The organism is Flavobacterium restrictum (assembly GCF_007097245.1).
GTDB lineage: Bacteria > Bacteroidota > Bacteroidia > Flavobacteriales > Flavobacteriaceae > Flavobacterium > Flavobacterium restrictum.
The window spans coordinates 67,507-92,970 of record NZ_VJZT01000013.1; the positions used below are offsets into that span (position 1 = coordinate 67,507).

The 25,464-nt window shown below is 36.1% G+C and carries 27 protein-coding genes; 19 read left to right on the forward strand and 8 right to left on the reverse strand.

Annotated elements, in window-relative coordinates; all coding sequences use genetic code 11:
• Nucleotides 1-26 precede the first annotated feature (26 nt).
• The 3 genes from FNW21_RS12280 to menD form a co-directional block, all read right to left on the reverse strand.
• Nucleotides 27-881, reverse strand: a complete 855-nt coding sequence (locus FNW21_RS12280; protein WP_144257047.1) for a CvfB family protein — start codon at nt 879-881, stop codon at nt 27-29.
• Between the two features lie 123 nt (nt 882-1,004).
• Nucleotides 1,005-1,346: a DUF2853 family protein gene (locus tag FNW21_RS12285; protein ID WP_144257048.1), complete on the reverse strand. Its 342-nt coding sequence runs from the start codon at nt 1,344-1,346 to the stop codon at nt 1,005-1,007.
• A 186-nt stretch (nt 1,347-1,532) separates the two neighbouring features.
• The gene (gene menD / locus FNW21_RS12290; protein WP_144257049.1) at nt 1,533-3,191 is read right to left on the reverse strand and encodes a 2-succinyl-5-enolpyruvyl-6-hydroxy-3-cyclohexene-1-carboxylic-acid synthase; all 1,659 of its coding nucleotides are present in this window, start codon (nt 3,189-3,191) and stop codon (nt 1,533-1,535) included.
• A gap of 163 nt (nt 3,192-3,354) precedes the next feature.
• Here menD and FNW21_RS12295 point away from each other — a divergent pair, with 163 nt between their 5' ends.
• On the forward strand, nt 3,355-3,852 hold the full coding sequence (locus FNW21_RS12295; protein WP_144257050.1) for a GNAT family N-acetyltransferase: 498 nt from the start codon (nt 3,355-3,357) through the stop codon (nt 3,850-3,852).
• 111 nt (nt 3,853-3,963) lie between these two features.
• Here FNW21_RS12295 and FNW21_RS12300 read toward each other — a convergent pair whose 3' ends face one another.
• The 3 genes from FNW21_RS12300 to panB form a co-directional block, all read right to left on the reverse strand.
• The gene (locus FNW21_RS12300) at nt 3,964-4,500 is read right to left on the reverse strand and encodes a hypothetical protein (protein WP_144257051.1); all 537 of its coding nucleotides are present in this window, start codon (nt 4,498-4,500) and stop codon (nt 3,964-3,966) included.
• Nucleotides 4,501-4,630: 130 nt separating this feature from the next.
• Nucleotides 4,631-5,320, reverse strand: a complete 690-nt coding sequence (locus tag FNW21_RS12305; protein ID WP_144257052.1) for an RluA family pseudouridine synthase — start codon at nt 5,318-5,320, stop codon at nt 4,631-4,633.
• A gap of 28 nt (nt 5,321-5,348) precedes the next feature.
• Complete coding sequence (gene panB / locus FNW21_RS12310; RefSeq protein WP_144257053.1) at nt 5,349-6,167, reverse strand: 3-methyl-2-oxobutanoate hydroxymethyltransferase; 819 nt, start codon at nt 6,165-6,167, stop codon at nt 5,349-5,351.
• Nucleotides 6,168-6,703: 536 nt separating this feature from the next.
• Between panB and FNW21_RS12315 the strand changes: the two genes are divergently transcribed.
• The 3 genes from FNW21_RS12315 (at nt 6,704) to FNW21_RS12325 (ending at nt 10,534) form a co-directional block, all read left to right on the forward strand.
• Nucleotides 6,704-7,813, forward strand: coding sequence for a sensor histidine kinase (locus tag FNW21_RS12315; RefSeq protein WP_185963928.1), 1,110 nt, complete (start codon nt 6,704-6,706; stop codon nt 7,811-7,813).
• The gene (locus FNW21_RS12320; protein WP_144257055.1) at nt 7,806-8,492 is read left to right on the forward strand and encodes a response regulator; all 687 of its coding nucleotides are present in this window, start codon (nt 7,806-7,808) and stop codon (nt 8,490-8,492) included. The genes FNW21_RS12315 and FNW21_RS12320 overlap by 8 nt, the downstream gene beginning before the upstream one ends.
• 107 nt (nt 8,493-8,599) lie before the next feature.
• Nucleotides 8,600-10,534 (forward strand): KUP/HAK/KT family potassium transporter, encoded by a 1,935-nt coding sequence (locus FNW21_RS12325; RefSeq protein WP_144257056.1) that lies wholly within the window; start codon nt 8,600-8,602, stop codon nt 10,532-10,534.
• A gap of 84 nt (nt 10,535-10,618) precedes the next feature.
• Here the strand turns inward: FNW21_RS12325 and FNW21_RS12330 are convergent, their stop codons facing one another.
• Both FNW21_RS12330 and FNW21_RS12335 read right to left on the reverse strand, forming a co-directional pair.
• Nucleotides 10,619-11,404: an anti-sigma factor gene (locus FNW21_RS12330; protein ID WP_144257057.1), complete on the reverse strand. Its 786-nt coding sequence runs from the start codon at nt 11,402-11,404 to the stop codon at nt 10,619-10,621.
• Nucleotides 11,404-11,934, reverse strand: a complete 531-nt coding sequence (locus FNW21_RS12335) for an RNA polymerase sigma factor (RefSeq protein WP_144257058.1) — start codon at nt 11,932-11,934, stop codon at nt 11,404-11,406. The genes FNW21_RS12330 and FNW21_RS12335 overlap by 1 nt, the downstream gene beginning before the upstream one ends.
• Before the next feature lie 242 nt (nt 11,935-12,176).
• On the opposite strand from FNW21_RS12335, the gene FNW21_RS16695 reads away from it, so the two are divergent.
• The 15 genes from FNW21_RS16695 (at nt 12,177) to nrtS (ending at nt 25,436) form a co-directional block, all read left to right on the forward strand.
• Nucleotides 12,177-12,827 (forward strand): DUF4331 family protein, encoded by a 651-nt coding sequence (locus FNW21_RS16695; RefSeq protein WP_144257059.1) that lies wholly within the window; start codon nt 12,177-12,179, stop codon nt 12,825-12,827.
• Nucleotides 12,828-12,862: 35 nt separating this feature from the next.
• A complete protein-coding gene (locus FNW21_RS16700; protein WP_144257100.1) occupies nt 12,863-13,417 on the forward strand; it encodes a DUF4331 family protein in 555 nt (184 codons plus the stop codon).
• A 495-nt stretch (nt 13,418-13,912) separates the two neighbouring features.
• A complete protein-coding gene (locus FNW21_RS12350) occupies nt 13,913-15,205 on the forward strand; it encodes a tetratricopeptide repeat protein (protein WP_144257060.1) in 1,293 nt (430 codons plus the stop codon).
• 4 nt (nt 15,206-15,209) lie between these two features.
• On the forward strand, nt 15,210-17,423 hold the full coding sequence (locus tag FNW21_RS12355; protein ID WP_144257061.1) for a TonB-dependent receptor: 2,214 nt from the start codon (nt 15,210-15,212) through the stop codon (nt 17,421-17,423).
• Nucleotides 17,424-17,791: 368 nt separating this feature from the next.
• Entirely contained in the window at nt 17,792-19,147 is a 1,356-nt protein-coding gene (locus tag FNW21_RS12360; RefSeq protein ID WP_144257062.1) for a hypothetical protein, read from the forward strand.
• A gap of 3 nt (nt 19,148-19,150) precedes the next feature.
• Nucleotides 19,151-20,194 (forward strand): hypothetical protein, encoded by a 1,044-nt coding sequence (locus FNW21_RS12365; protein ID WP_144257063.1) that lies wholly within the window; start codon nt 19,151-19,153, stop codon nt 20,192-20,194.
• A gap of 5 nt (nt 20,195-20,199) precedes the next feature.
• The gene (locus FNW21_RS12370) at nt 20,200-21,174 is read left to right on the forward strand and encodes an RHS repeat domain-containing protein (RefSeq protein ID WP_144257064.1); all 975 of its coding nucleotides are present in this window, start codon (nt 20,200-20,202) and stop codon (nt 21,172-21,174) included.
• Nucleotides 21,167-21,661, forward strand: a complete 495-nt coding sequence (locus tag FNW21_RS12375) for a hypothetical protein (RefSeq protein WP_144257065.1) — start codon at nt 21,167-21,169, stop codon at nt 21,659-21,661. The genes FNW21_RS12370 and FNW21_RS12375 overlap by 8 nt, the downstream gene beginning before the upstream one ends.
• A 33-nt stretch (nt 21,662-21,694) precedes the next feature.
• Nucleotides 21,695-22,510 carry an N-acetylmuramic acid 6-phosphate etherase gene (gene murQ, locus FNW21_RS12380; protein WP_144257066.1) on the forward strand — a complete coding sequence of 272 codons (816 nt, stop codon included), beginning with the start codon at nt 21,695-21,697 and terminating at the stop codon, nt 22,508-22,510.
• A 37-nt stretch (nt 22,511-22,547) separates the two neighbouring features.
• Nucleotides 22,548-22,769 (forward strand): DUF6095 family protein, encoded by a 222-nt coding sequence (locus tag FNW21_RS12385; protein ID WP_144257067.1) that lies wholly within the window; start codon nt 22,548-22,550, stop codon nt 22,767-22,769.
• Nucleotides 22,769-23,341: a pentapeptide repeat-containing protein gene (locus FNW21_RS12390; RefSeq protein ID WP_144257068.1), complete on the forward strand. Its 573-nt coding sequence runs from the start codon at nt 22,769-22,771 to the stop codon at nt 23,339-23,341. Before FNW21_RS12385 ends, FNW21_RS12390 begins: the two co-directional genes overlap by 1 nt.
• 25 nt (nt 23,342-23,366) lie before the next feature.
• The gene (locus FNW21_RS12395; RefSeq protein ID WP_144257069.1) at nt 23,367-23,807 is read left to right on the forward strand and encodes a hypothetical protein; all 441 of its coding nucleotides are present in this window, start codon (nt 23,367-23,369) and stop codon (nt 23,805-23,807) included.
• Between the two features lie 201 nt (nt 23,808-24,008).
• Entirely contained in the window at nt 24,009-24,380 is a 372-nt protein-coding gene (locus FNW21_RS12400) for a DNA topoisomerase IV (protein WP_144257070.1), read from the forward strand.
• Between the two features lie 54 nt (nt 24,381-24,434).
• A complete protein-coding gene (locus tag FNW21_RS12405; protein WP_144257071.1) occupies nt 24,435-25,208 on the forward strand; it encodes a TerC family protein in 774 nt (257 codons plus the stop codon).
• 3 nt (nt 25,209-25,211) lie between these two features.
• Nucleotides 25,212-25,436 (forward strand): nitrate/nitrite transporter NrtS, encoded by a 225-nt coding sequence (gene nrtS / locus FNW21_RS12410; RefSeq protein ID WP_144257072.1) that lies wholly within the window; start codon nt 25,212-25,214, stop codon nt 25,434-25,436.
• The last annotated feature ends 28 nt before the right edge of the window (nt 25,437-25,464 follow it).

Consider the following 25,464-nt stretch of genomic DNA (forward strand, 5'->3'; position numbering starts at 1 on the left):
TAATCACAACGATTAGCCTTTCTTTTTTATTCGGTAATCAAGTAGATTCCGTCCTCTTTAATTTCGATTAATTTTTCTCGGTACAAAGCACCAATGGCTTTCTTGAAGGTTTTTTTACTCATTTTCAAGACCGTTTTAATATCTTCGGGATGCGAATTATCCGTCAATCGCAGGAAACCACGGCTGGCTCTTAACTCGTCCATAATTTTATCGGCATTAGGTTCGATATTTTGATAGCCTTGAATTTGCAATGCAACATCAATTTTATTATCGGGCCGAATGGTTTTGATATACCCCCGCATCCTATCGCCAGTACGTATGGCGTCATCATAAACCTCATCCTTATACATCAAGCCTTTGTGCTGCTCGTTGATAATAACATTAATCCCTAACTCGGTAATATGCGAAACAATTAAATCCACTTCTTCGCCTTTTTCAACTGTTAGTACCTCATTTTTCAGGAACTGATTCGTTTTGCTCGAAGCTACTAATCGGTTCGTTTTTTCGTCCATATAGAGGTATACTAGGTAGCGTTTCCCTTTTTCCATAGGTCGGGCTTGCTCTTTGAACGGAACCAATATGTCTTTTTCCATTCCCCAATCCATAAAAGCACCTACTTGGTTGGTATAATTTACACGCAAAAGCGCAAATTCATTCAACAAAATATAGGGTTCTAATGTAGTGGCTACAGGACGCTCCTCGTGGTCTAAATACACAAAAACAATGAGTTCTTCGCCTATTTCGAATAGGTTGGGAACGTATTTATTGGGTAACAAAATATCGTGTATGCCTTCGGGATCTTTCTGGGGGTTGCCTAAAAACAAACCTACTTTGGTATCACGCAATATAGTTAATGTGTTGTATTTTCCTATTTTAATCATTTTCTTGTCTTTTCTAAAGTGCAAAGGTACGAAGATTGAAAATGGTAACCCAAAAAAATATATTTCAAAAAAAAAGCGTTCCCCAGTTATTGGAGAACGCTTTTCAAATTCAAAATGAACTAACTAATTGTAAACACTTTCTTTTTTAAAATGAATAGCCAATAAATAATAGACAACTGCTCTATATTTACTTTTATTGGAACGCCCGTATTTATCTAATACGGCATTGATTCCCGCATCTAAATCGTCGCTATCCGTCAAGCCTAATTTTTTGATTAAAAAGTTATTTTTTACCGTATCTAATTCTGATTGTTGTGAACCTGCTACTGTCGAGGAATCCGCATTGTAGATAGATGGACCACAGCCAATGGTTACTTTTGTTAATAAATCCATATCAGGATTAACGCCACATTTGTCTCTCAAATCGGCAGCATACTTTACAATTAATTCCTCTCTTGCGCTCATAAATAAAAATAGTTTAATAGTTGTTTAAAAATTTAATAGACTCAAATTTAAACAATTATTTAAAAACAACACTATTTTTTATGAAATAAATGATTAAAAAGCTTTAAATTCCTATTCTCCTATTTTTTTATTTATAAAACAATTGTAAAAACTACAGTTTATCGTTAGCACAAAAAAACTGTCGAATTAGGTCAACTCTTTGAAATACTGCAATAATACCGCATCGTTTACTACTGTGGGTGTCCTAATTTCTAATATTGCTGGTTTGTCATTTTGTACGTACAATGCGGTTATTCCTATGGCTAAACTACTTTCATCCGTAGCCAAAGTGTATTCAAAACCATACATTTTAGCCAAGTGTACCGCCGTTAATTGATGCGATGTTTCGAAAAAAGTTGTAAAAACAGGCGTTTCCTTGTGTCCTGGCAATATTCTAAAAATACCACCACCACCGTTGTTAATCAAAATTATTTTGAAATTTTTAGGCGTGTAATTGTTCCATAACGCATTGCTATCGTACAAAAAGCTGATGTCGCCCGTGATAAAAACCGTTTGCTTTTTATTGGCCACAGCCGCGCCAATTGCAGTTGCGGTGCTGCCATCAATGCCGCTGGTACCTCGGTTGCAAAACACTTCTATCGAAGGATCAATATCAATTAACTGTGCGTATCTAATGGCGGAGCTGTTGCTTATTTGTAACTGACTCTTGACAGGCAAAGAGGCAATTACCCGATCAAAAACCATAAAATCCGAAAACGGAATTTTAGCCATATACGCCTCATGACGTTCTTCTCGGATTTTTTTGACTACCGCTAATTTTTGAGAATAATCACTTTTTATGGGGCGAGTAAGCGGATAAAACGCTTGAAAAAAAGTATTGGGATGCACCTCAAAATGTTTGGTTAGTACCCCAAAAGTATCATACGCTCGAAATGGATCAATGTGCCAATGGTGTTTGGGCGGGTATTTTCGCAGGAATGCTTTGATGCGTTTAGAAACCACCATTCCGCCAAAAGTGACTAAAATATCGGGGCGAAATGCCTCAAAATCCTCTGGTGTAAAGGGTGTAATTATGGTGTCAATATTGTTTACAAAACTGGGATGGTGAATGTTTGATGTGGTTTCGGTCATGACAATAATCGAATCATCATGGGCAATGGCGTCGATTGATTTTTCATTGGCATGCAAACCACTAACGCCTACGAGAATCATTTTTTTGGTGGCATTGTTCCAAATAGTGGCATATTCCTCCAGATTTTCCAGTCTGTTTATTGGAATTAAATTCGAAAAAGAATTAATCATAACCTCAACCGAAAGGGACGCAACAGTCTCATACAACGGCTCCTCGAATGGGGCGTTAATATGCACCGGACCTTTGCTCCCCTTGGCAATATCTATGGCTTGGTTGATTTTGTAATCATTTTCCAGAGATGCTGTTTCATTCAAATTGGCATTGTATAAGGAGTGATTTGCAAAAACGTTTTCTTGCCTTATGGTTTGCCCATCGCCAATATCAATCTTGCTTTGCGGCCTGTCCGCCGATATAACGATTAACGGAATTTGGCTATAAAACGCCTCGGCAAATGCGGGATAATAATTGAGTAAAGCAGAGCCCGAAGTACATACCAAAGCAACAGGAACTTTGGTTTGCTGCGCCATACCAACGGCAAAAAAAGCCGCACAACGCTCATCAGCAATGCTGTAGCAATCAAAAGCGGGATTACTAACAAAACCAATAGTTAAAGGCGCATTTCTAGAACCAGGAGAGATAATTATCGTGGTGATTCCTTTGGCCAAACAAATTTCGATAATGCTTTGCGCTAAAGGTATTTTGGGGTAAATCATTGTTTTCTTTTTCGAGCTACAAAGTTACAAACTTGTGGCTGTTTTTTTGGTTTCTTTCTATTGATTTTTCTTATTTTTGAATACAATTATAGAACAGTCACTATGCGGACTTACAATCCAAAACGAGTACTCCTAACGGATTGTCATAACTAATTTTACAGCAATGAACATAGCAATAAGAGCCTACCAACCCCAAGATACCCAAGCAATTCTTGAGATTATCAATTATAATATTTTGAATTCCTCGGCTTTGTATGATTATGAACCAAGGACTTTAGCGACACAAACGGCACTATTTGAAGATAAAATAACCAAAGGTTTCCCTGTAATTGTTGCCATCGAAGCTAATGCTGTTGTAGGTTTTGGGTACTATAGCGAATTCCGTTTTCGAGAAGCGTATAAATTTACGGTGGAGCATTCGGTTTATGCAGCACCCAATTGCGTTGGAAAAGGTATTGGGAAAGCACTCCTAACCCACTTAATTGTTCTTGCCAAAAACCAAAAACTCCACACCATGATTGGCGTTATCGATGCCGAAAACACGAGTAGTATTGCTTTTCACGAAAAATTTGGTTTTGAAATTGTAGGCACCATCAAAGAGTCTGGCTTTAAATTTAATCGCTGGTTGCATTCGGTTTTTGTGCAACTTATTTTGGAATAATTCCCTTTTAAATTCATGTGCCTTTTAGGCTACTGTTTTCATTTATCAGGGATTTTTTGATGCTTATTATTACTATTGCTAAACGGACTCCGAATAGGTTAATGTCTGTTTTTATCCAGTTCCATTAACCTCAAACTCAAATAATTCTTTTGTTGTTAAGTTAATTTTAATTTCCCAATGATTACTGCAACCATCTTCTAAACTTTCCCTTTCCTTTTTCCATCTATCAGTCTCGTCTCTTTGAAGACCTTTAATTTTTCCTATAAGTCTGATTTTGTTTTTATTAAAAGTTACGTAAATCACTTTTTCATTCTTTTGGTTATAATAGCCCCAATATTGTCTTCTAAAAAGATTTAGGTTATTATGAATTATTGGACAATCATTTCCTTGATTGATTTTTTTTGAATTAGTTTTTTGAATATTTTTTTTCAAAATATTTTCGGCATTTTTAATTTCTTCAAGATTTGGTGTAAATCTTTTTACGTTTTGTAAACGCATAAAACAATCTCCATTTTCAGAAAATTTAGCACCAACTATTTGTCTTCGTTTTATTATTTCGGAATATTCTGTTGGTTTTTCAATTCCTTTAAATTCTGAACTACAAGAAAATAAAAAAAATGCAAAAAATAAGATAAATGTCTTTTTCATTCGGATTTTTAAAATTACTGCCAACTACTTGATCCCCTACAATCCTCCAAATAAAAATAAATCAGCGAAGTCTTGTATACTTTTTCAAATATGAGCTATTTTCCCATAACCAGTAACGCAATTGTAATTTTTACAGGACATTCCAAATCACGTCTTGGGGTGTTGGTGCTACTATAAGCAGGGATTCCTGGGTTACGGGATGTACAAAAACTAGTTTTCGAGCATGAAGGTGTATGCCGCCATCAGGATTAGAACGGTCAAAACCGTATTTTAAATCGCCTTTTATTGGCGACCCTATAGCCTGAAGTTGTGCCCTAATTTGATGGTGTCGCCCCGTATGCAAATTGATTTCTAGAGCAACATAATGGTCTAACGTTTTGATTATGGTATAGGACAATGAGGCGAGTTTACTCTCTGGAACTTCCTTAAGGTGCGCCTTTGAGGTATTGTTTTTCTCGTTTCGTTTCAGGTAGTGTACGAGGGTATCAGTAGCTTTTTCGGGTTTGTTTTTGACTACCGCCCAGTAGGTTTTTTGGGTTTCGCGGTTGCTAAATAAAGCATTCATTCGAGTCAAAGCCTTGCTGGTACGGGCGAAAACAACAATACCGGTCGTAGGGCGATCCAACCGATGAACGACTCCCAGAAAAACCTCGCCCGGTTTATTGTATTTGTCTTTTAGGTATTCTTTGACCACCTCGGATAAGGGTTTGTCACCCGTTTTATCGCCTTGCACAATATCGCCAACCCGCTTATTGATTACAATGAGGTGGTTGTCTTCGTGAAGAATTTGAAGGTTGGATTTAGTAGAAACTATTTTCAAAATGGACTATTGCATTGGTTACCTCCAACTAATATTGCTCGTTGGCATTAGGGAAATCGGTTGATTTTACATCGGTTACATAATTTCCTATGGCGGAAGTCATTTGCTCGTATAGGTTTAAATACCGTCTCAAAAAACGGGGACTAAATTCATTATTCATCCCTAACATATCGTGTATGACCAAGACTTGCCCGTCTACGCCACCGCCTGCACCAATACCAATTACTGGAATCGAGATACTTTCTGCTACTTTTTGGGCTAAATGAGCGGGAACTTTTTCGATAACTACGGCAAAACAACCTAATTTTTCGAGCAACTTGGCATCTTCCATTAATTTATCGGCTTCTTCTTCTTCTTTGGCACGAACGGTATAGGTACCAAATTTATAGATCGATTGTGGTGTAAGTCCTAAATGTCCCATGACAGGAATTCCAGCGTTTAGGATTTTTTTTATCGAATCTTTTATTTCAGCACCACCTTCCAGTTTTACGGCATGACCGCCACTTTCTTTCATGATTCGAATCGAGGAACGCAAGGCTTCTTTGGGATCAGATTGGTAGCTCCCAAAGGGCAAATCCACCACCACCAATGCCCGCTCGATTGCCCGTACTACGGATGATGCGTGGTAAATCATTTGGTCAAGTGTTATGGGCAAAGTGGTTTCGTGACCCGCCATAACATTCGATGCTGAATCGCCCACAAGAATCACATCGATTCCAGCGGTATCCACAATTTTGGCCATCGTATAATCGTAGGCCGTAAGCATGGCGATTTTTTCGCCATTGGACTTCATTTCGATAAGGGACTTGGTCGTTATTCTTTTATAATCTTTCTTGGCAACTGACATAGTTCTAAATTTGAGGGTGTAAAAGTAGTAAAATTGTCTGGGTATGGTGTTTGTAACCGTTTTTTTTTGATGGAGAAAAAAAAACAATCGTTATCACTATCCGCAACTTAAAATGGTATACGGATGACACGGATTTAAACGGATAAAAACAGATTTATCTAAAAAAAGCAAAAAATCTGTTTCATTCGTGTGCCAATACTGCATTGTTAGTCCGTTTGGCGAGAGGGCATTCGCTTTTAAAAAAGACTGCCACAGATTCACAGATTTCAATAACTTAAAAGGAATGAAATTGCACTGATTTTTGAATTTGTGCAATCAAACAACATTATTTTGGTTTTAAAATCTGTGACCCGAGCGATAGTGAACAGGTGAAGCAATCAGTGGTGTGTTTTCTTTTTGTATTTACAATTGTTTTAAAAGCGAACGCTCTGGTTTGGCGACCCGTCAATCATCTTTATAAAATCTTTATATTTTCAAGAAGCTTTAAAATGAAAAAAATATAACTATCGCCGTAACTTTGCCTAAAACAAATGAAGATGACTATTTTATATAAAAAGAATGCAGCAAGTCAATATATGATTAGTTTCGTGTCAGTGCTCGTGGTGTCACTAGTGTCATTAATCGTTCGAGACGCTATAGATTATAAAATTATTGGGTATGTACTTTTGGTTTTGGTATCGTTATTGGCCATTTTTTTAGAAATAAAACCCGTTTTGTTGGGAGCCCTTTTGAGCGCATTGGCGTTGGATTATTTGTTTATAAAACCCTACCACACCTTGCATATTGACAATACCGAGGATGCTTTATTGTTGATTATGTTCTTCATTATTGCCCTCATCAATGCGGTTTTGACTAATAATTTCAAACGAATGCAACACGCCATTCACATCAAAGAGACTAGAGCCAGCACAATGAAATTGTACAATACCATGCTCGATTCCCTCTCGCATGAATTGCGAACTCCCATTGCCGCAATTCTAGGTTCGATTGATATGTTACAACAAAAAGACATCCATTTATCCGAGGACAAACAGCAAAAATTGCTTTTTGAAATCGAAAAAGCTTCAATGAAACTCAACTACCAAGTCGAAAATTTATTGAATATGTCCCGTTTAGAATCAGGTGTGATTCAGCCCAAATTAGACTGGTGCGATGTAAAAGAAATCATTTATAATGTTTGCAATCGCATTTCCGAGGAGACCAAAGACCATAAAATAACCTATAAAATTGACGAAAACTTACCTCTTTTTAAACTCGACTATGGCTTGATGGAACAAATAATCTATAATTTAGTTTACAATTGTTCCCAGCATACCCCAAAAGGAGTGAATATTGTCATTCAAGCACAATATGATGTGGATGCGGATTATGACCACCATGTTGATTTAATCAAAAAATGCATTATTACCGTTTCTGACGATGGGCATGGTTTCCCGAGTGACGAGATTGATCGCGCATTTGATAAATTTTATAGATTTAAAAATTCCAAAACAGGCGGTACAGGCTTGGGATTATCCATAGTAAAAGGTTTTGTAGAAGCGCAAAACGGCAGCATTACACTTGAAAATGCCGAAAACGATGGAGCGGTTTTCACACTAGAATTCCATGTAGATTGTATGGCTATAAATTCCTTGAAAAATGAATAATCCTTTCAAAATATTAGTCATTGACGACGAAATTCAAATACGAAAATTGCTCGAAATTTCATTGGAAGCCAATGATTATAAAGTTTATTTTGCCGTAAATGGAAAAGAAGGCATCACTATGGCAGCCAGTTACCAGCCAGATTTAATCCTGTTAGACCTAGGATTACCAGATGTAGACGGACAAGAAGTGCTGGTGAAATTAAGAGAATGGTATCAAAATCCCATTCTTATTTTATCCGTAAAAAGTGCCGAAAGCCAAATTGTAACCGCACTGGATAATGGTGCCAATGATTATTTAACAAAACCATTTAGAACTCAGGAACTCCTAGCCCGCATCCGTACTGCTTTGCGGGTAAACACGATTCAAAATAATGATCCCATAGCCCATTTTGGAACTGTTGCCATAGATTTAGTGTCCCGTGTGGTAAAAGTTCATGACGAAATCGTAAAACTAACAGCAACGGAATATGCGCTTTTAATTTTACTCTATAAAAATGACGGTCGCGTTTTGACACACCAATACATTCTTAAAGAAATTTGGGGCAATAGCTATTCCGATCAAACACAATATTTGCGAGTGTTTATTGCACAATTACGAAAAAAATTAGAAGAAGATCCTAATAAACCCCAATTAATTACCACCGAATCCGGTGTAGGATACCGATTTAATACCAGTTAAAATAAATAAAACTTTAATTTAAAATAGCAATCAGAATGTTAATTCCATTCCTGACACGCTTTGTTGTGCCCAAAAAAAAATAATTAAACAAATTACAATTACAAAAAATGAATACATCTACCATTCAAAAAGTTAGTGCTGCATCACTGTTAGTAGCATTAGGAATTATTTACGGCGACATAGGGACGAGCCCTTTGTATGTCATGAAAGCCATTATTGGCGAAAGAGAAATATCAAAGCTACTGGTTTACGGCGGGATTTCGTGTATCTTCTGGACATTGACTTTTCAAACCACTTTAAAATACGTTCTACTCACCCTCTCGGCTGATAATCATGGCGAAGGTGGCGTTTTCTCACTCTATGCATTGGTCAAAAGATTTGGAAAAGGAAAGCTAGTGATCCCAACAATATTAGGCGCTACAACACTACTTGCTGACGGAATTATTACGCCACCAATCTCTGTAGCCTCGGCGGTAGAAGGCTTGGGCGATGTGGTTCCGGGCATTCCTATACTTCCTATAGTGATACTGATTATATCGGGGCTTTTCTTTTTTCAGCGGTTTGGTACTCAAAAAGTGGGGTTCTTTTTTGGGCCAGCCATGGTGGTTTGGTTCACGATGTTGTTCGTTCTTGGTTTTATACAAATCTTGGATCATCCCGCCATTTTAACCGCTTTGAACCCAATGTATGCCTACCAATTATTAGTCGAATATCCCCACGGATTTTGGTTGTTGGGGGCTGTCTTTTTATGTACCACAGGAGCCGAAGCTTTATATTCAGACTTGGGGCATTGCGGCAAAAAGAACATCCGAATCACATGGATTTTTGTCAAAATAGCCTTGGTTGTCAATTATTTAGGACAAGCATCGTGGCTTATGAATCAAAGCAGTCGTTTTCTAGACGGCAGGAATCCATTTTATACCATTATGCCACAGTGGTTTTTATTCTCGGGAGTAATTATTGCTACATTTGCCGCCATTATCGCATCGCAAGCCTTAATAAGTGGTTCCTATACGTTGATAAACGAGGCCATGTCACTCAATTTTTGGCCCAGAGTTACCATGCGAAACCCCACCAATCTTAAGGGACAAATCTATATCCCATCCGTAAATACCATACTCTGGATTGGGTGTATCTTGATGGTTTTGTATTTCAAAACCTCCTCAAATATGGAGGCTGCTTATGGATTCTCGATAACCATTGCCATGCTGATGACCACCGTATTGTTGAATTATTATTTGATTTACATCAAAAAAATGAATCGCATCTTGATTGTATGCATCATTTTTCTTTTTGTCATCATCGAAATTGCTTTTTTCATTGCCAATATCGTTAAAATTAAAGAGCGATGGATGTTTTTATTCTTTGAACTTTTTATATTCTTGACTATGTATACTTGGTTTTTTTCAAGAAAAATAAACAATAAATTCTTAAAATTTACCAATCTAGTCGCTCATACCAAACGATTGGAGGAATTGAGTAACGATACTGCGATCCCAAAATATTCGACCCATTTGATTTACTTGTCTAAAGCCGATAAAAACTACGAAATTGAAGAAAAAATTATCAATTCGATATTTTCTAAAAAACCTAAAAGAGCCGATGTTTACTGGTTTTTTCATATCAATAGAACCAATGATCCATTTACATTAAATTATGAAGTCATTGAAATTCTGGATGACAAAGTGATAAAAATTGTGTTGAATATTGGATTTAGAATCCAACCAAAAGTAGAATTGTATTTCAAAAAAATCGTTCAAAACTTGGTCAATGACAAACAATTAAACCTGCATATTCGTCCCGATGGTTCAACAAAATACAACGCCGAACCTGATTTTAAATTTGTTATTATCGAGAAATTTTTATCGGTAGAGAATGAATTTGCGGTTCGAGACGCGATGCTCTTGAACTCGTATTATATTCTTAAAAATATGTCCTTGTCAGACACACGTGCATTTGGGTTGGATAAAAGTGATGTGGTTATTGAACAAATCCCTATTGTCTATCAGCCAATTGCTAGATTAGAACTCGAGAGAAAATAGGCTTTTCCTTTATTGTAAACCAAAAAAAAAACGCTACTAGATGCAAACTTCTAGTAGCGTTTTTTCGTTTAATTTTTTTTTATTTTACACTTTTCCTAAAGCATACAATTGTTCCATGGTTGGGGTTACACTTCCGCCGGCGGGTTCGAGCGTGATCCCAAAGGCTTGGGCATCAGTAGCGGCATCAACTGCAAAAATCTTGGTGTTGTTGCCCTCAAAATGAGAGAGTAACCCAATACTGGTAGGCGTTAACGGATTGAGTTTTAATGCCCAAATTTGGTACACCATTCCCTTTGGCGGTTCTGGTAACCCGGCGGCATCTACATATACGGTTTTGCTTTCCTGATTCCAATATATTTTGGCAAATGAAGCCGGAGATACCGCTTGACCGCCCAATGAAACAACGGTATTTTTGGCATCGCGTACCACGGCTAGACTGGTTTGGTTGGCGTTGTTTTGCAGTTTTAAATCCCTTAAATCGTTGACTACTTTTTGCTTTTGGGTGGTTATAGTAACGACTTGATTTGTGGTTTGCTCCAATTGATTGTATTGGAATCCAATGCCTAACAGCAAGAGCACCGCCGCTGCCCAACCTATGTATTGAACATAATTCGTTTTGGCGTCAAGCGCAATTACGGGTACTTGTTTTAGTTCCAGTTTGGCTTTTATTTTTTCGTAATTCGCCACCGAATGGAATGGCGAAAAACTAGACGATAAGGCAACAATTGCTTTTTCGATGGCAATAATTTCGTCGTTAATCTCGATATTGTTCTGGGCCATCTCGGCTACTTCTATCGTTTCGGGTTCGCTTAATAAACCGTAAACGTAGAGTTCTAGAATGCCAGAGGCTATATATTGTTTCGTTTCCATTATACTTTAAGATAATTTCTTAAATCATTGATACAATTTCGATTATGCGTTTTTACTGTTCCCAGTGGGATTTCCAATTCCTCCGAAGCTTCTTGCTGGGTGTATCCTTTAAAGAATAATAAATCTATGATTTGAATACATTTGGGTTTTAGCTTCTTTACAAATTCCTGAATTCCAATGGTATCAATCTTATTGACCAGTTTGTTGCTATCATCTAATAGATGTACGAAATTATCCGAAGGCTGGTTTTTTTGACTGTTATTAAAATTTTTGGAACGCAATTTATCGATCGCCGTATTTCGGGCAATATTAAGAATCCAGGTGTAAAAACGACCTTTGCTCTCGTGATAGGAATCAAAGTTTTTCCAGATTTTTACAAATACTTCTTGCAGGACATCCTCGGCTTCTTCTCGGTTTTTGACCAAAACAGCAATCACCGAAAATAAACTTTTTGAATACATATCATAAAGATGTGTAAAAGCCCTTTCGTCCTTTTTATACAACAATACCAATAATTCGTCTTGGGTCATATTCTTATTTTTTGGAATTACAAAACTATACAAACTTATTTACAATTACTTCTTATTAACAAAATACTGCTGCGATAAAAAATAAAATATATTTTTTTAGCTTTTTATTTTGTTTTTAAAACATTGAAAATTAATGATTTAAAAAATATACTACTTTTATTTTTAATTTTTTTATGATTTTATAAAACCATATCGAAAGCAATCCCGTAAATGCTTCTATAACCTTTTAAATAACAAACAAAATGAAAAAAACAAAAATGATTTTAGGGCTTTCGCTAGTAGCGATCTCGGGCTTAATTCTGGTTGCTGCGGATCACGTAGACGCACCATCAGTAACAGGAAATGCAGCGGATATCACGGATGTCTATGCGTTTCAAGGACAAGATACCAATAATTTGGTTTTTGCAGTCAACACACAAGGATTGTTGAGTCCTAATGCTACGGCGGCAGCGAGTTTTAATGAAAACGTAATGATCGAAATCAACATTGACAACAACGGTGACAATGTAGAAGATCTGGTTATTCAAGCTATCAAACGAGGGGACAAAATGTATTTCTTTGGTCCTTACGCTCCTACGGCTAACGGGACAACGAGTACGATTGTCAAAAGTGCCGCTTCGGGTAGCGTAGACATTTCAAAATACGGTGCGACTCCAGTTTTGGCAACTCAAAACGGGATGAAATTTTTTGCAGGACCAAGAGACGATCCGTTCTTTTTTGATTTAGGACAATTCAAAGCCATCCTTGGCGGAACTGCATCAGGATTCAATAGTCCTGGCACCGATACTTTTGCAGGTACCAATGTGCTCTCGCTAGTGGTTGAGGTTCCTAAAACGATGTTAGGAAGTTCCAATACCTTGAATATTTGGGCTGAAACAAAGAAAAAACAATAATTTACTAATCACTTTTTTAAACAAAAAAAATCATGATGAAATCTAATAAATTCAAAACAATAGCGCTTGCAACAATTAGCGCATTAGCGGTAGCAAGCTGTGATTCTAATGATAATTCGACTCCAGATCCTATTGCCAGTATCGACTTTTCGGGAACATTTGTACAACAAGATCAAATGGCTAGACCGGCAATAAACACCGTTTTTATTGCTGCAGGAGCACCAAAAGATGCTTTTAATGCCACTATTCCGTCAATGATGGGCGCCAATTACAAATCAATTTTTAAATCCCGTTTACTCGCTTTGAATGCTGGCTATACTAAAAATGCGTTGGGTCAAGACGCGGATATGCTAACGGGACTTTTGTCTACGGATGTCTTGAATGTGTCTAAAACCGCCAAAACAACATTCTTTGACGGTACCAATGTTTTGACAGGAAGAGCCTTGGCAGATGATGTTATCGATGTCGAATTGCTACTCATCTTTGGTGGGCCAGCAGGAACTTCAAACCCAGGACTAACCTCGGATCATGTAGATGCCAATGACAAAACCTTCACTGCCTCCTTCCCGTATTTAGCCACGGCTTGGTAAGATTTTTATAAAAAAATAGCGTACAAAAAAAATTTGTACGCTATTTTTTAAACATACAATTTCCCGCATTCCTATTGAATGCTCTACACAATTGGGCAAGTAAACAACAACTTCATCCTTGCTTGAAAAATAGAGGACATAAAAAATCCATTTTTAGCTGTGTTTTGCAATAACAATTCGTTTCATCGGTGTCCTTTTTCGAAGGATTTTTTAAACAAACAACTGGGTACATTACAACTTACATTTTATTTAAAGTCCAAATCAAAAATTAGTATTGCAAAAAATTACCATATAAGGAAATTAAGTACATATAAGTATTTAAAACTATTTGACACTAGTTTTTTTAATTTTAACTATCGTAAAAAATATTGTAATTGCTAACAACTACTTAATCCAATAGCTTAAATGACCTTAATTTCCTTATATGGTTTAAAAAATAAAAAATGGTCTTTATTTTATGAAATGCAATTTGACTTACCCCAAAACAACTTGATTATGAAACTAGTACAAACAATTCCAATATTGCTTTTGGTATTCTTGCTCCACAGTTGTAGCAATACGCCAAAACAAATTACCAATACAGCCGATTACAACAACTATTTGCATGTAAAGGGCAACAAATCAATCACTTTTGCGAACAATGAAATTGATTTTTGGCAAAAAAAATTCGATGCCGCTCCCAACCAAATCAGTTATTTGAGTCTAATCGCGTCTAATTATGCTACGCTTTTTGAATACACTGGCGACATCAAAAATTTATACAAAACCGAAGCATTATTAACCCAATCCAATCAAGCGTACCAGTATTCTAAAGTGTCGACCATTCGCTCACTGGCTAGAAATTACATTGCGCAACATCGGTTTAAGGAAGCATTACAACTGGCCAACAAAGCATTAGCCATAGGCGAAGGACTCAAGGAAACCCAAAAATTACTCTTTGATGTGCAAATGGAATTGGGCAATTATCCCGAGGCGGCACGCAACTTGAATGCCTTGCGAAACTTGAAAGATTATGATTATCTCATTAGGATTGCCAAATGGAACGACCACAAAGGCGACTTGAAAACGGCAATTTCATTTATGGAAAAAGCCAGAACCATAGCCGAAAAAGAAGACAATAAAGTCCTGAAAATATGGTCGTATTCCAACCTAGGCGATTTTTACGGACACGCTGGAAGGATTCAAGAATCGTATGATAGCTACCTCAAAACATTGGCAATCGACCCCAATTATTCGTATGCTTTAAAAGGAATTGCGTGGATTGTTTTTTCGCACGAAAGAAACACCAAAGAAGCCAAACGCATTGTTGAAGCCATTGAAGTAACGCACAACACTCCTGATTTTTATCTTTTGAAATCGCAAATAGCCCAATTTGAAGGCGATACAGCAAGCGAATTAGCAAACAAAAACGCTTATTTTGCCATGCTAAAATCCCTAAATTATGGCGCTATGTACAACAAATACAACGTTTTGATTTATGCCGATGCCAAAGCCACAGCCAATAAAGCACTTGAAATTGCCAAAATAGAAATTGATCACCGTCCTACCCCTGATTCCTATGATTTGCTTGCTTGGTCGTATTACAATTTAGGCAAAAATCAAAAAGCACTTGAAATTGCTCAAAAATATGTAGCTGGAAAATCATTTGAACCCAAAGTAAACTATCATTTGGCAATGATATATAAATCTAATAATTTAGCCGAAAAAGTAAAACCCATTAAGTCCCAATTACTAGAAAGTATTTATGAGTTAGGTCCAAATTTAGACCAAAAAGTAACCCAATTATAAGCAAATGAAAACACTTTTTATAAACCTAATTTTATTTTTGACAGTATCTACCTATGGTCAAATTATCAAAGGACGTGTTCTAGACACTGATGGAAATCCTATTGAAAACGCATATGTAAGCAATACCAATTCCCAAAGTCATGCCCATACCAACGAATTTGGTCAATTTAGCATGGCTCAATCAGCCCAAGGAAATGTGTTGCAAATAAGTGCTTTGGGTTATAAAAAAGCAACGTACACCCTCACGATTTCCGAGGCACTAATTGTACTTCAAGAGGACAGTTTCCGGTTGAACGAAGTGGTTATTCAGCCCAAACTTTCGGCAATGAATGTGATTTCAAAAATAGATTTACAAACTACACCTGTAAATTCATCGCAGGAAATTTTACGAAAAGTACCTGGATTATTCATTGGGCAACATGCAGGTGGCGGCAAAGCTGAACAATTATTTTTGCGTGGTTTTGATATTGACCACGGTACCGATATTGCCATTTCGGTTGACGGGATGCCCGTAAATATGGTGTCGCACGCACACGGTCAAGGCTACGCCGATTTGCATTTTGTAATTCCAGAAACGGTAGAGAAAATCGATTTTGGCAAAGGTACTTATTATGCCAACAAAGGCGATTTTGCAACAGCTGGATATGTCGCTTTTGCCACCAAACAAAAATTAGAAAAAAGCAGTATTGGGATTGAAGTTGGGCAATTTAACACCTTACGAACCGTTGGTTTATTCAACCTTTTGGGAAACCAAAAAAAACAAAGTGCCTACCTAGCCACCGAATATATACTAACCGATGGCCCATTTGATGCGCCACAAAATTTTAATCGAGTGAATGTTTTGGGGAAATATGCCGCTATTTTAGACGATGGGAGCACTTTTTCGGTTTCGGTTTCTCGCTTTGCTAGTCGTTGGGATGCTTCGGGTCAAGTGCCACAGCGATTGGTTAATGCGGGTATTATTTCTAGATTTGGATCCGTTGATGCAACCGAGGGTGGTACTACATCCAGAACCAACTTCAATGCCGTTTTGAACAAACCAATAAACGAAAATACGTTCTTGAAAACGAGTGCTTTTTACACTAAATATGAGTTCGAATTGTACTCTAATTTTACTTTTTTTCTAGAAGACCCCAATAATGGCGACCAAATTCGGCAAAAAGAAAACAGGAATACCTACGGAATGAGTTCGGAATTGAACAAGAAAATCAAACAAGACCATCTGGATTTGGGACTGCAATTTGGTATTGGTTTTCGTGCCGATGCCACCACGGATACGGAACTTTCGCATACGCTGCACAGACAAACCACGTTGCAAACCTTAAAGTTAGGCGATATTGAGGAGTCAAATGTATTCTCGTATGTGAATTCCGAGTTCAACCTAGGCAAACTCATTATCAATCCAGCGTTACGAGTAGATTATTTCAAATTCAATTATACTGACAAAATAAGCACGGATTTTAGAACCCAATCCGAGAGTAAAGTCAAATTTTCGCCCAAACTAAATTTTATTTACACCGCCAATAATAGCCTTCAATTTTTTGTCAAATCGGGCTTTGGGTTTCATTCTAATGATGCCCGTGTTGTGGTGCAAAATGGAGGTAAACAAATTTTGCCAACCGCTATTGGGACTGATGTAGGAACGATTTTCAAACCCTTTCCCAACCTCATTGTCAACGCCGCTTTATGGTATTTGTACCTCGAGCAAGAGTTTGTGTATGTGGGCGATGCCGGAATAATCGAACCCAGCGGAAAATCAAAGCGCATGGGAATAGATGTAGGATTGCGTTACCAACTCAACGATTATCTATTTCTGGACAGTGATGCAAATTACACCTATGCCCGCAGCATTGATGCGCCCAAGGGACAAGATTACATTCCGCTAGCTCCTGATTTTACAGCAACAGGAGGATTGAGTTTTCAAAAAATAAATGGTTTTTCGGGAGGATTGCATTACCGCTACCTAAAAAATCGCCCCGCAAACGAGGACAATTCTATAGTTGCCAATGGCTATTGTGTCACCGATTTTAACATCAATTACACGCACAAATCTTTGATTTATGGCCTATCCATTGCCAATTTGTTTAATACCGCATGGAAAGAAACCCAATTTGCCACCGAATCGAGATTGCAAAACGAACCTACCAGCGTAACCGAAATACATTTTACACCAGGAACACCTTTCTTTCTAAAAGGAAAAGTGACCTATACCTTTTGATTCCAAAATCAAATTTGTTTTTTGTTTGTTAAAAAGCCTAGCGGTAGTTGTTTCGCTAGGCTTTTTTTTGTTTAAAAAAATTACAACATAGCCATTAAAAAACTAATAATCAAGTATTTAAAATTATTTTATATACCCAGTTCCAGCTCCCCTTTAAAATACAAAACGCAGTAGTACAAAAAAAAATTAAATCTTTTTCACTATATTTGACAAGAATAGGAACCTATTATTGATATTCATATTATTGTATTTCAATGTGTTGAATACTATTTTTTATCTATATTGTAACGCGAAAAAATTGCGAACAACAACGTAATTTAATATTGTCAGACAACTTTGAGCTACACGAAACTTTGAAAAAACCGAATATGAAGAGAATATTTTTACTTTTATTACCTCTTTTTACTTTCGGGCAAGTAAAATTTCCAACTGCACCACAACCAACACAATTTCAAAACTACGAAACACAGAATTTTGGAACACCAAGTAATCGAGGAATGAATGTTCAGAATGTAATTCCTGACCCAATGCAAAATTACAATCAACAACAACAAATACAAAACGAAAAATTAATCCGTGAAGCTCAACAAAACGAAAAGCAACGTGAACAACAAATGCGTGACGTTTATCAAGATATAAGAGACTTGAATTCTGAAAGTGATGGCGTAAACTACAATCTTCCATCACTCGAAAACAAAAAAGGAACAGAATATTACCGAAATGTTTACGACAAAATGCAAACACTGAACGTTGAAAACTATTCGGTAAAAGATTTAAACTTTGAAATCGAAAACGCTTTTTTAGAAAACACACAAGACAAATTAGAATTCGACAAAATCATAAAAAATTCAGGCGATTATATTATTGCAAAAATGAAAGAACTGAAATACGATACAGAAAGCAACGTTGCTAAAAACTATATGCTGTTTCTATTCTTTTCAGAAAACTTAAATCTAAAAGCAAACGGATTAAAACATACGCCCTTTAAATATGACTTCGTAGATTATATGGGGCAAAAAGATTGGTCGAAAATGTTTGTTTCCAAATTGTTGAAAACAAAAACAGGTCAATGCCATTCGATGCCTCTACTCTATTTGATATTAGCCGAACAAATTCAAGCAGAATCTTTTTTATCATTTTCACCAAGTCATTCCTTTATCAAATTCAAAGATAAAAACGGAAAATGGTACAATATCGAACTTACAAACGGAATGTTTACAGCAAGTTCGTTTATGATAAATTCGGGGTATATCAAAGCCGAAGCAATACAGAATCATATTTACTTACAAAACCTTTCCAAAAGAGAATTACTTTCTGAATTCTATGTAGATTTAGCAAACGGTTACGTACACAAATTTGGTTACGATGATTTTGTAGAAAAAATGGCAGATAAAGCATTAGAATTATATCCAAAAAATGTAAATGCACAAATGGTAAAAGCCAATTATTGTGCTGTTCGTTTTGAGTTTGTTGCAAAACAATTAGGAATAAACCCTATGGATAACCAGCAATTGCAAACAATAAAAAATAATCCAAATGCAATTGCACTATTACAGGAAGCAAACGCAGAAGGTAAAAAAGTCGAACAATTAGGATTTACAGTGATGCCACCCGAAGCTTATGAAAGCTGGTTGGGTTCACTAAAAGAAGCCAAACGAAAACAAGAAAACGAAACTTTAAACTTACAGTTTAAAGGAACAATTATAAAAACACTCAAAAATTAAAGAATGAGAAAAATAGCTTTTACAATTCTACTAATACTATTTTCAAAGTTTTGTGCTACCGCAGAAAATCAAGAAAAATTATTTGAGCAAAGCTACGCTTTGCTCAATACTATGCTTGTCGATGAGAATAGTTATAGTTTCAAAAAAGCAGTTTTCTCTGTCGAGAATGCTTATTTAGAAGATAAATTAGACACATTAAATATCAATAAACAAATCAAGTTTCTAACCAATTTGAGCAATTCTTTAATCAAAGATAGATTTTTAGCATATCTCGAAAAGGATAAACCAACAGTAAACAAATGGGCATCGGTTTATCAAATTATGTGCGACACAATCCCCATAAATTACAACGACAAAATATACAAATATTCGCCTTTCGGTTATGATTTCAATGATATTTTCGGACACAAAACAAGAGAAAATTTATTTGTTTCTAAATTGTTGGAAACCCACAAAGGCAATTGTCATTCGATGCCGTATTTATACAAAATTCTTTGCGAAGAATTGGGCGTTGAAGCCAATTTGGCACTCGCACCAAACCATGTTTATATCAAGCACAACAGCATAAAAGACGGTTGGTATAATACCGAACTCACAAGCGGAATTTTCCCAATAGATGCTTGGATTATGGCATCGGGATATGTTCATTTAGACGCAATTTCAAACGGAGTATATATGAAAGCCTTAAACAATCGGGAGAGTATCGCACTCGTTTTAATCGATTTAGCTGACAATTACAATGCTAAATTTCCAAACAATGACGGAAATTTTATACTCAAATGTTGCGAAACCGCCATCAAAGAATATCCGCAATTTGCATCGGCATTAATTCTAAAAGCAGAAACTCGTTTCAAACAAATCAAAAAAATAGAAACTGAAACAATTTTCAATCAACAATTCAAAGAATTAGAAAAACAATACGCACACATTCACGAAATAGGCTACAGAAACATGCCCGAAAACATGTATCTCGAATGGCTAATTTCTTTAAAAAAAGAAAGAAACAAGTACGAAAACAAAAAATTAAATACTTTTAGCAAAAAATAATCGATATGAAAAAAATCTATTACTTATTTATTATAATCTTCTCTTTTTCTGTGCTTTCAGCACAAGAAAAACTATCAAAAGAAGAAAAAGCACGCAGAGAAAAAAATATTCAAGCAGGAAATCCTTTTGCACAATTTGGATACAAAGCAAGAATTGCTACTTTGAGCAACGGGAAATATTTAGAATTCCACGATTTGGATAGTATTGTAACCATCGGAACAGTTCGTTGGCACGTTTACAAAAACGAAATTGTTGGGCGTATTGTTCAAGATAGTTTAAATCCCGATGCACAACCCATAGGCGACAGAGCTGGTCGCTGGATTTCTCCCGACCCTTTAAGTGAGGAATTTCCGAGTTGGTCGCCTTATAATATGTGTTTGGATAATCCAATGAAATACAAAGACCCTGATGGACGTGCCGCTAAATGGATTGAGGGTACAGATGGAAAAGCAGTATCCCATACCACAAATAGTGATGGTAGCCTAAAATGGAGTTCAAATGCTTCACCAGACACACAAAGAATAGGTAATGCAATGGCTAAAACTGATATTGGAACACAAACGTTAAATAATTTAGAAAGTTCTTCTACTAAAGTAACTCTGAAAGTAGATACAGAAAAAGTTGAAACTTTGAAAAACGGAGCAACTGTAATGGGTTATTCCGAAGGCACTAAAGATGCTAATGGTAAAATCACAAAATTTGAGATGACAGTTTATGAAAAAGCAATTGATAAAATTTCAACTCCAACAACAGAAAATTCTAATCCTGCTATTATGAAAGATGGACAAATGATAATTCTATCAAATTACAGCAAAGATGAAAAAATAGGTGCTGTTGGTACTCACGAGGGAACACATATTGTCAATAAAGATTCAAACAGCTTGTCAAGTCCTAAATCTACGACAACAGAAAGTAAACCAAATAGAAATGAAGCAATTTATTATAATGAAATAGATCAAAACAAAAAATGTGATGAATAAAATAAAATCAATCCTAATAATAACATTCACTCTTTTTATCTCAAATATTTATGGACAAGAAGGATTTAATGTTGATAAAGATAACCGAATTAAAAAACATCAAAAAGATATCATAAAATTTTTAATTGATAATAATGAATTCCGAGAAAGAGCCAAAAAAGAAATTATAATAAGTGATTATTCAGGTAACATGGGGGTTACAAAATGTATGGAAATATTTAATATTGAACCCCAAAACAAGAAGGTTCTATTGGTTAGGTTTTATTCATTTAGGACTGGTGCAGAAAGTTATTGGGGTATTCTTGAAAAAAACAGTAAATATTTTTTTTATTATGACCAAAAGGATACATCTAAAATAGATAACTACCTAAAAAAGTATGATTTACAAACACAAAAAATAGTGTTAGATTATGTGAAAATATATACAGAATTGGCAGGTCCAAATACGCATAGTTCACAAGTTATAAATGCTGATTTAAAAAAATAATATAAAAAACTTAAAACACAAGAATCAAAAAAAATGACCTTTACCAAAACCACGGAACAATCCTCAAAATACGAACATTTAGAACAAATGTCCGTAGCTAATTTACTTTCAAATATTAACCAAGAAGATCAAACGGTGCCCCTTGCGGTACAAAAAGCACTTCCAGAAATCACCGTTTTAGTAACCGAAATTGTTGCCAAAATGAAATTGGGCGGTCGCTTATTTTACATTGGAGCGGGAACATCGGGGCGATTGGGAATTTTGGATGCGTCAGAATGTCCGCCAACTTTTGGAGTGCCATTCGATCTAGTAGTAGGCATTATAGCTGGTGGCGATACGGCAATTCGCAAAGCGGTAGAAAACGCCGAGGATAATGCCACTCAAGCCTGGGAGGATTTAAAAGCATTTAATGTAAACTCAAATGATGTCGTAGTAGGCATTGCCGCATCTGGCACAACGCCTTATGTCATTGGGGGACTGCAAGCTTGCAACACACAAAATATAGCCACGGGAAGTATTTCTTGCAATGCTGGAAGTCCGCTTTCGCAAACGGCAAAATTCCCTATTGAAGTCATAGTTGGACCTGAATTTGTAACTGGAAGTTCTAGAATGAAAGCAGGAACAGCACAAAAACTGGTACTCAATATGATCACCACGACAACAATGATCCAACTCGGGAAAGTAAAAGGCAACAAAATGGTCGATATGCAATTGAGCAACAGCAAACTAGTTGATCGTGGCGTAAAAATGATTATGGAGGAAATTCCTGTAACTTACGAGCAAGGATCGGAATTATTATTGCAACACGGTAGCGTTCGTAAGGCTGTTGACTTTTATAATCAAAAATAAGTACGATTAAAAAATAACCGAATAAAGACTAAAAAAAATGGCAACAAACAAAACCCTTTTGTCCAAAGGAATACACTATTTATCAGGTGCGTTACCGCTATTATTTATAGGGCCAGCGGTGATTTATAATGCATTTATGAACCAAGGAAATGGGTGGCATTATCTCGTATTGGCCATTGGAATTTGTGCTTGTATAGCAGCGATGCTCCTTATGTTTTTGGGATTAAAAACAATTATGAAAAGCTTATTTAACGACTAATGGAAAACCTAATTCACGTCCAAAAAACATTCGAAAAAGTCGTTTATAGCGATAAAAAAATCAACAACCGAGAATTTGAGGATTGCGTTTTTAAGAACTGTGATTTCTCCAATAGTGATTTCTCATACAACACTTTTATGGATTGCGAATTTATAGCGTGCAACCTATCGATGATGCAATTGCATGAAACTAGCTTAAAATCTGTTGTTTTCAAAAACTGTAAGGTATTGGGAATTCAATTTCATACGTGTACTGATTTTTTGTTCACGGTTCATTTTGAAGAATCGATTTTGGATTATTCGTCCTTTGCCAACAAGAAAATGCCAAAAACCAAATTCAACTCCTGTTCGCTACGAGAAGTAAGCTTTGTGGGAACAAATTTAACGAATGCCGTTTTTGACAATTGCAATCTGGACGGTGCCGTTTTTAATGACACACAACTCAAGGAAGCCAATTTTATAACGGCCTATAATTACAAAATAGATCCCGAATACAACCCGATGAAAAAAGCAAAATTTTCGATTCAAGGAATTGTGGGACTTTTGGATAAATACGATATAAAAATTGAGTAATTTGATTTTAAAACCAAAGGAAACAATGCCAAAAAAAACTATTTTAAATTCCGAAGAAATTATTCATCCAATCTTCTATTTACTATTTATTGGTATTTTTAATTATGGATTATTTGAGTGTATTCCAATTGATTTTCAATATTTAAAAATGACACTCTTTTTGGTAACCTTGTACCTTATTAATCAATTTTTTAAAATTTCCAAAATTGTTTTTATTAAAAATTCTGAAATCAAGAAAGGAATTTATTTTTCACCTTTTGGTTTTATACATCTTGAAGACACCATTGCTACAAATCGTATTACCGAAGTAAAGCTTTTTCAAGATAATGAAAACTATTATGAAATAATTGCAGTAGCGGTGGGCAGAAAACCTTTTATGATTTGTAAATTAGCGAATAAAATACCTGCAACAATTGAATTGCACCGTATACAATCGATAATCGAAAAAAATCCGATATTAAAATAGAAATCCTTTGAAATAATACTTCCAAATACGCGCATTGCCCCAGATGGCAGTGAAAACCCCACAGGGAGAAACCCTATTTTTTCTTGACCTAAAAGAGCGACCAACGGAAGCTCCTTTTAGGGCATTAGAAAAAAAGGGGTTCGCCCGAGGAGTTGAAACGAACAGCTGGATTAGGCCCTAAAAAACTGTAAACACATACTGATGAAAAAAATATTTTTACTGCTCCCACTACTCTCTATTCTGTCCTGTTATGATGTGGAGCGCAATTGCAAGGATTTTAAAACGGGTAAATTCAAGTTTGACTATACGGTCGATGGTGTTAAAAAAACGACTTTTTTTGAACGCAACGACAGCATTGAAATTGAAACGTACGACGGCAAAACCGATACGTCGACCATTCGATGGGTGAATGATTGCGAGTATGTTTTGCAAAAAAAACATCCAAAAAATAGTCTCGAAAAGAAAGCAATTGACATGAGAATTTTGACCACATCAAAAAATTCGTATACCTTTGAGTTTGGAATGGTAGGTGTGGATGAGAAACAACGAGGTACGGTTGAAAAACTAAAATAAGCTGCTTCCCAACCGTTCTATAAAAACAAAACAACAACAATTTAACTCAATAACATGGAAGTATTTTTGAATCCCGATGCTTGGATTGCCTTATTAACGTTGACTTTTCTTGAAATCGTTCTTGGAATTGACAATATCATTTTTATATCGATTGCTACGGGAAAATTACCGGTAGAACAACGCAAAAAAGCAACCAAAGTGGGTATGTTTTTGGCTATGTTTATGCGAATTGGACTGTTGTTTGGGATTAATCTATTGATCCAAATGAAGGAACCTTGGTTTACCATTGATTTGACTTGGTTTCAAGCGGGCGTGACGGGTCAAAGTTTAATTTTGCTTGCTGGTGGTTTATTCCTGATTTACAAAAGCACGAATGAAATTAGAGAGAAAGTAGACGAAAAAGGGCATGAAGAAAAAGAGTTGGGTAAGGCTGCCGCAAAATCATTTCAAAGCGTGTTACTCCAAATTATTATGATTGATTTGGTTTTTTCGTTTGATAGTATTTTGACCGCAGTGGGCATGACTAATGGTGTTGCCGGTGCTTTGTACATTATGATTACAGCGGTGGTGATTTCGGTTTTGATCATGATGCAGTTTGCGGTTCCTGTTGGGAATTTTGTAAATAAACACCCTTCGATTCAAATTTTGGGATTGTCATTCTTGATTTTGATTGGTTTTATGCTCCTTACCGAAAGTGCTCATTTATCTAATGCTTTGATTTTTGGCAGTCACGTAACGCCCGTTCCCAAAGGTTATTTGTATTTTGCCATCACGTTTTCGCTGTTTGTAGAGATTATCAATATGAAAATGACCAAAAAGAAAAAATAATATATGGTTTCAAAAAACATAAAAAACGCGCTTTTGCTGGCTGTTGTAGTAGGTACTTTATTGAATACCATCAACAGTTACGATGTAATTTGGGAGCGCAATTTCACGTTTAGAAATGTTTTAAAAATTGTTTTGACTTATATAACGCCTTTTTGTGTTTCCTTATATTCATCGACGCAAGCGACAAAATCCATACCATCTAGTTCGAATAAAAATCCAGTTTCTTGAAAAGAGCTGGATTTTTTTTAGCCAATTC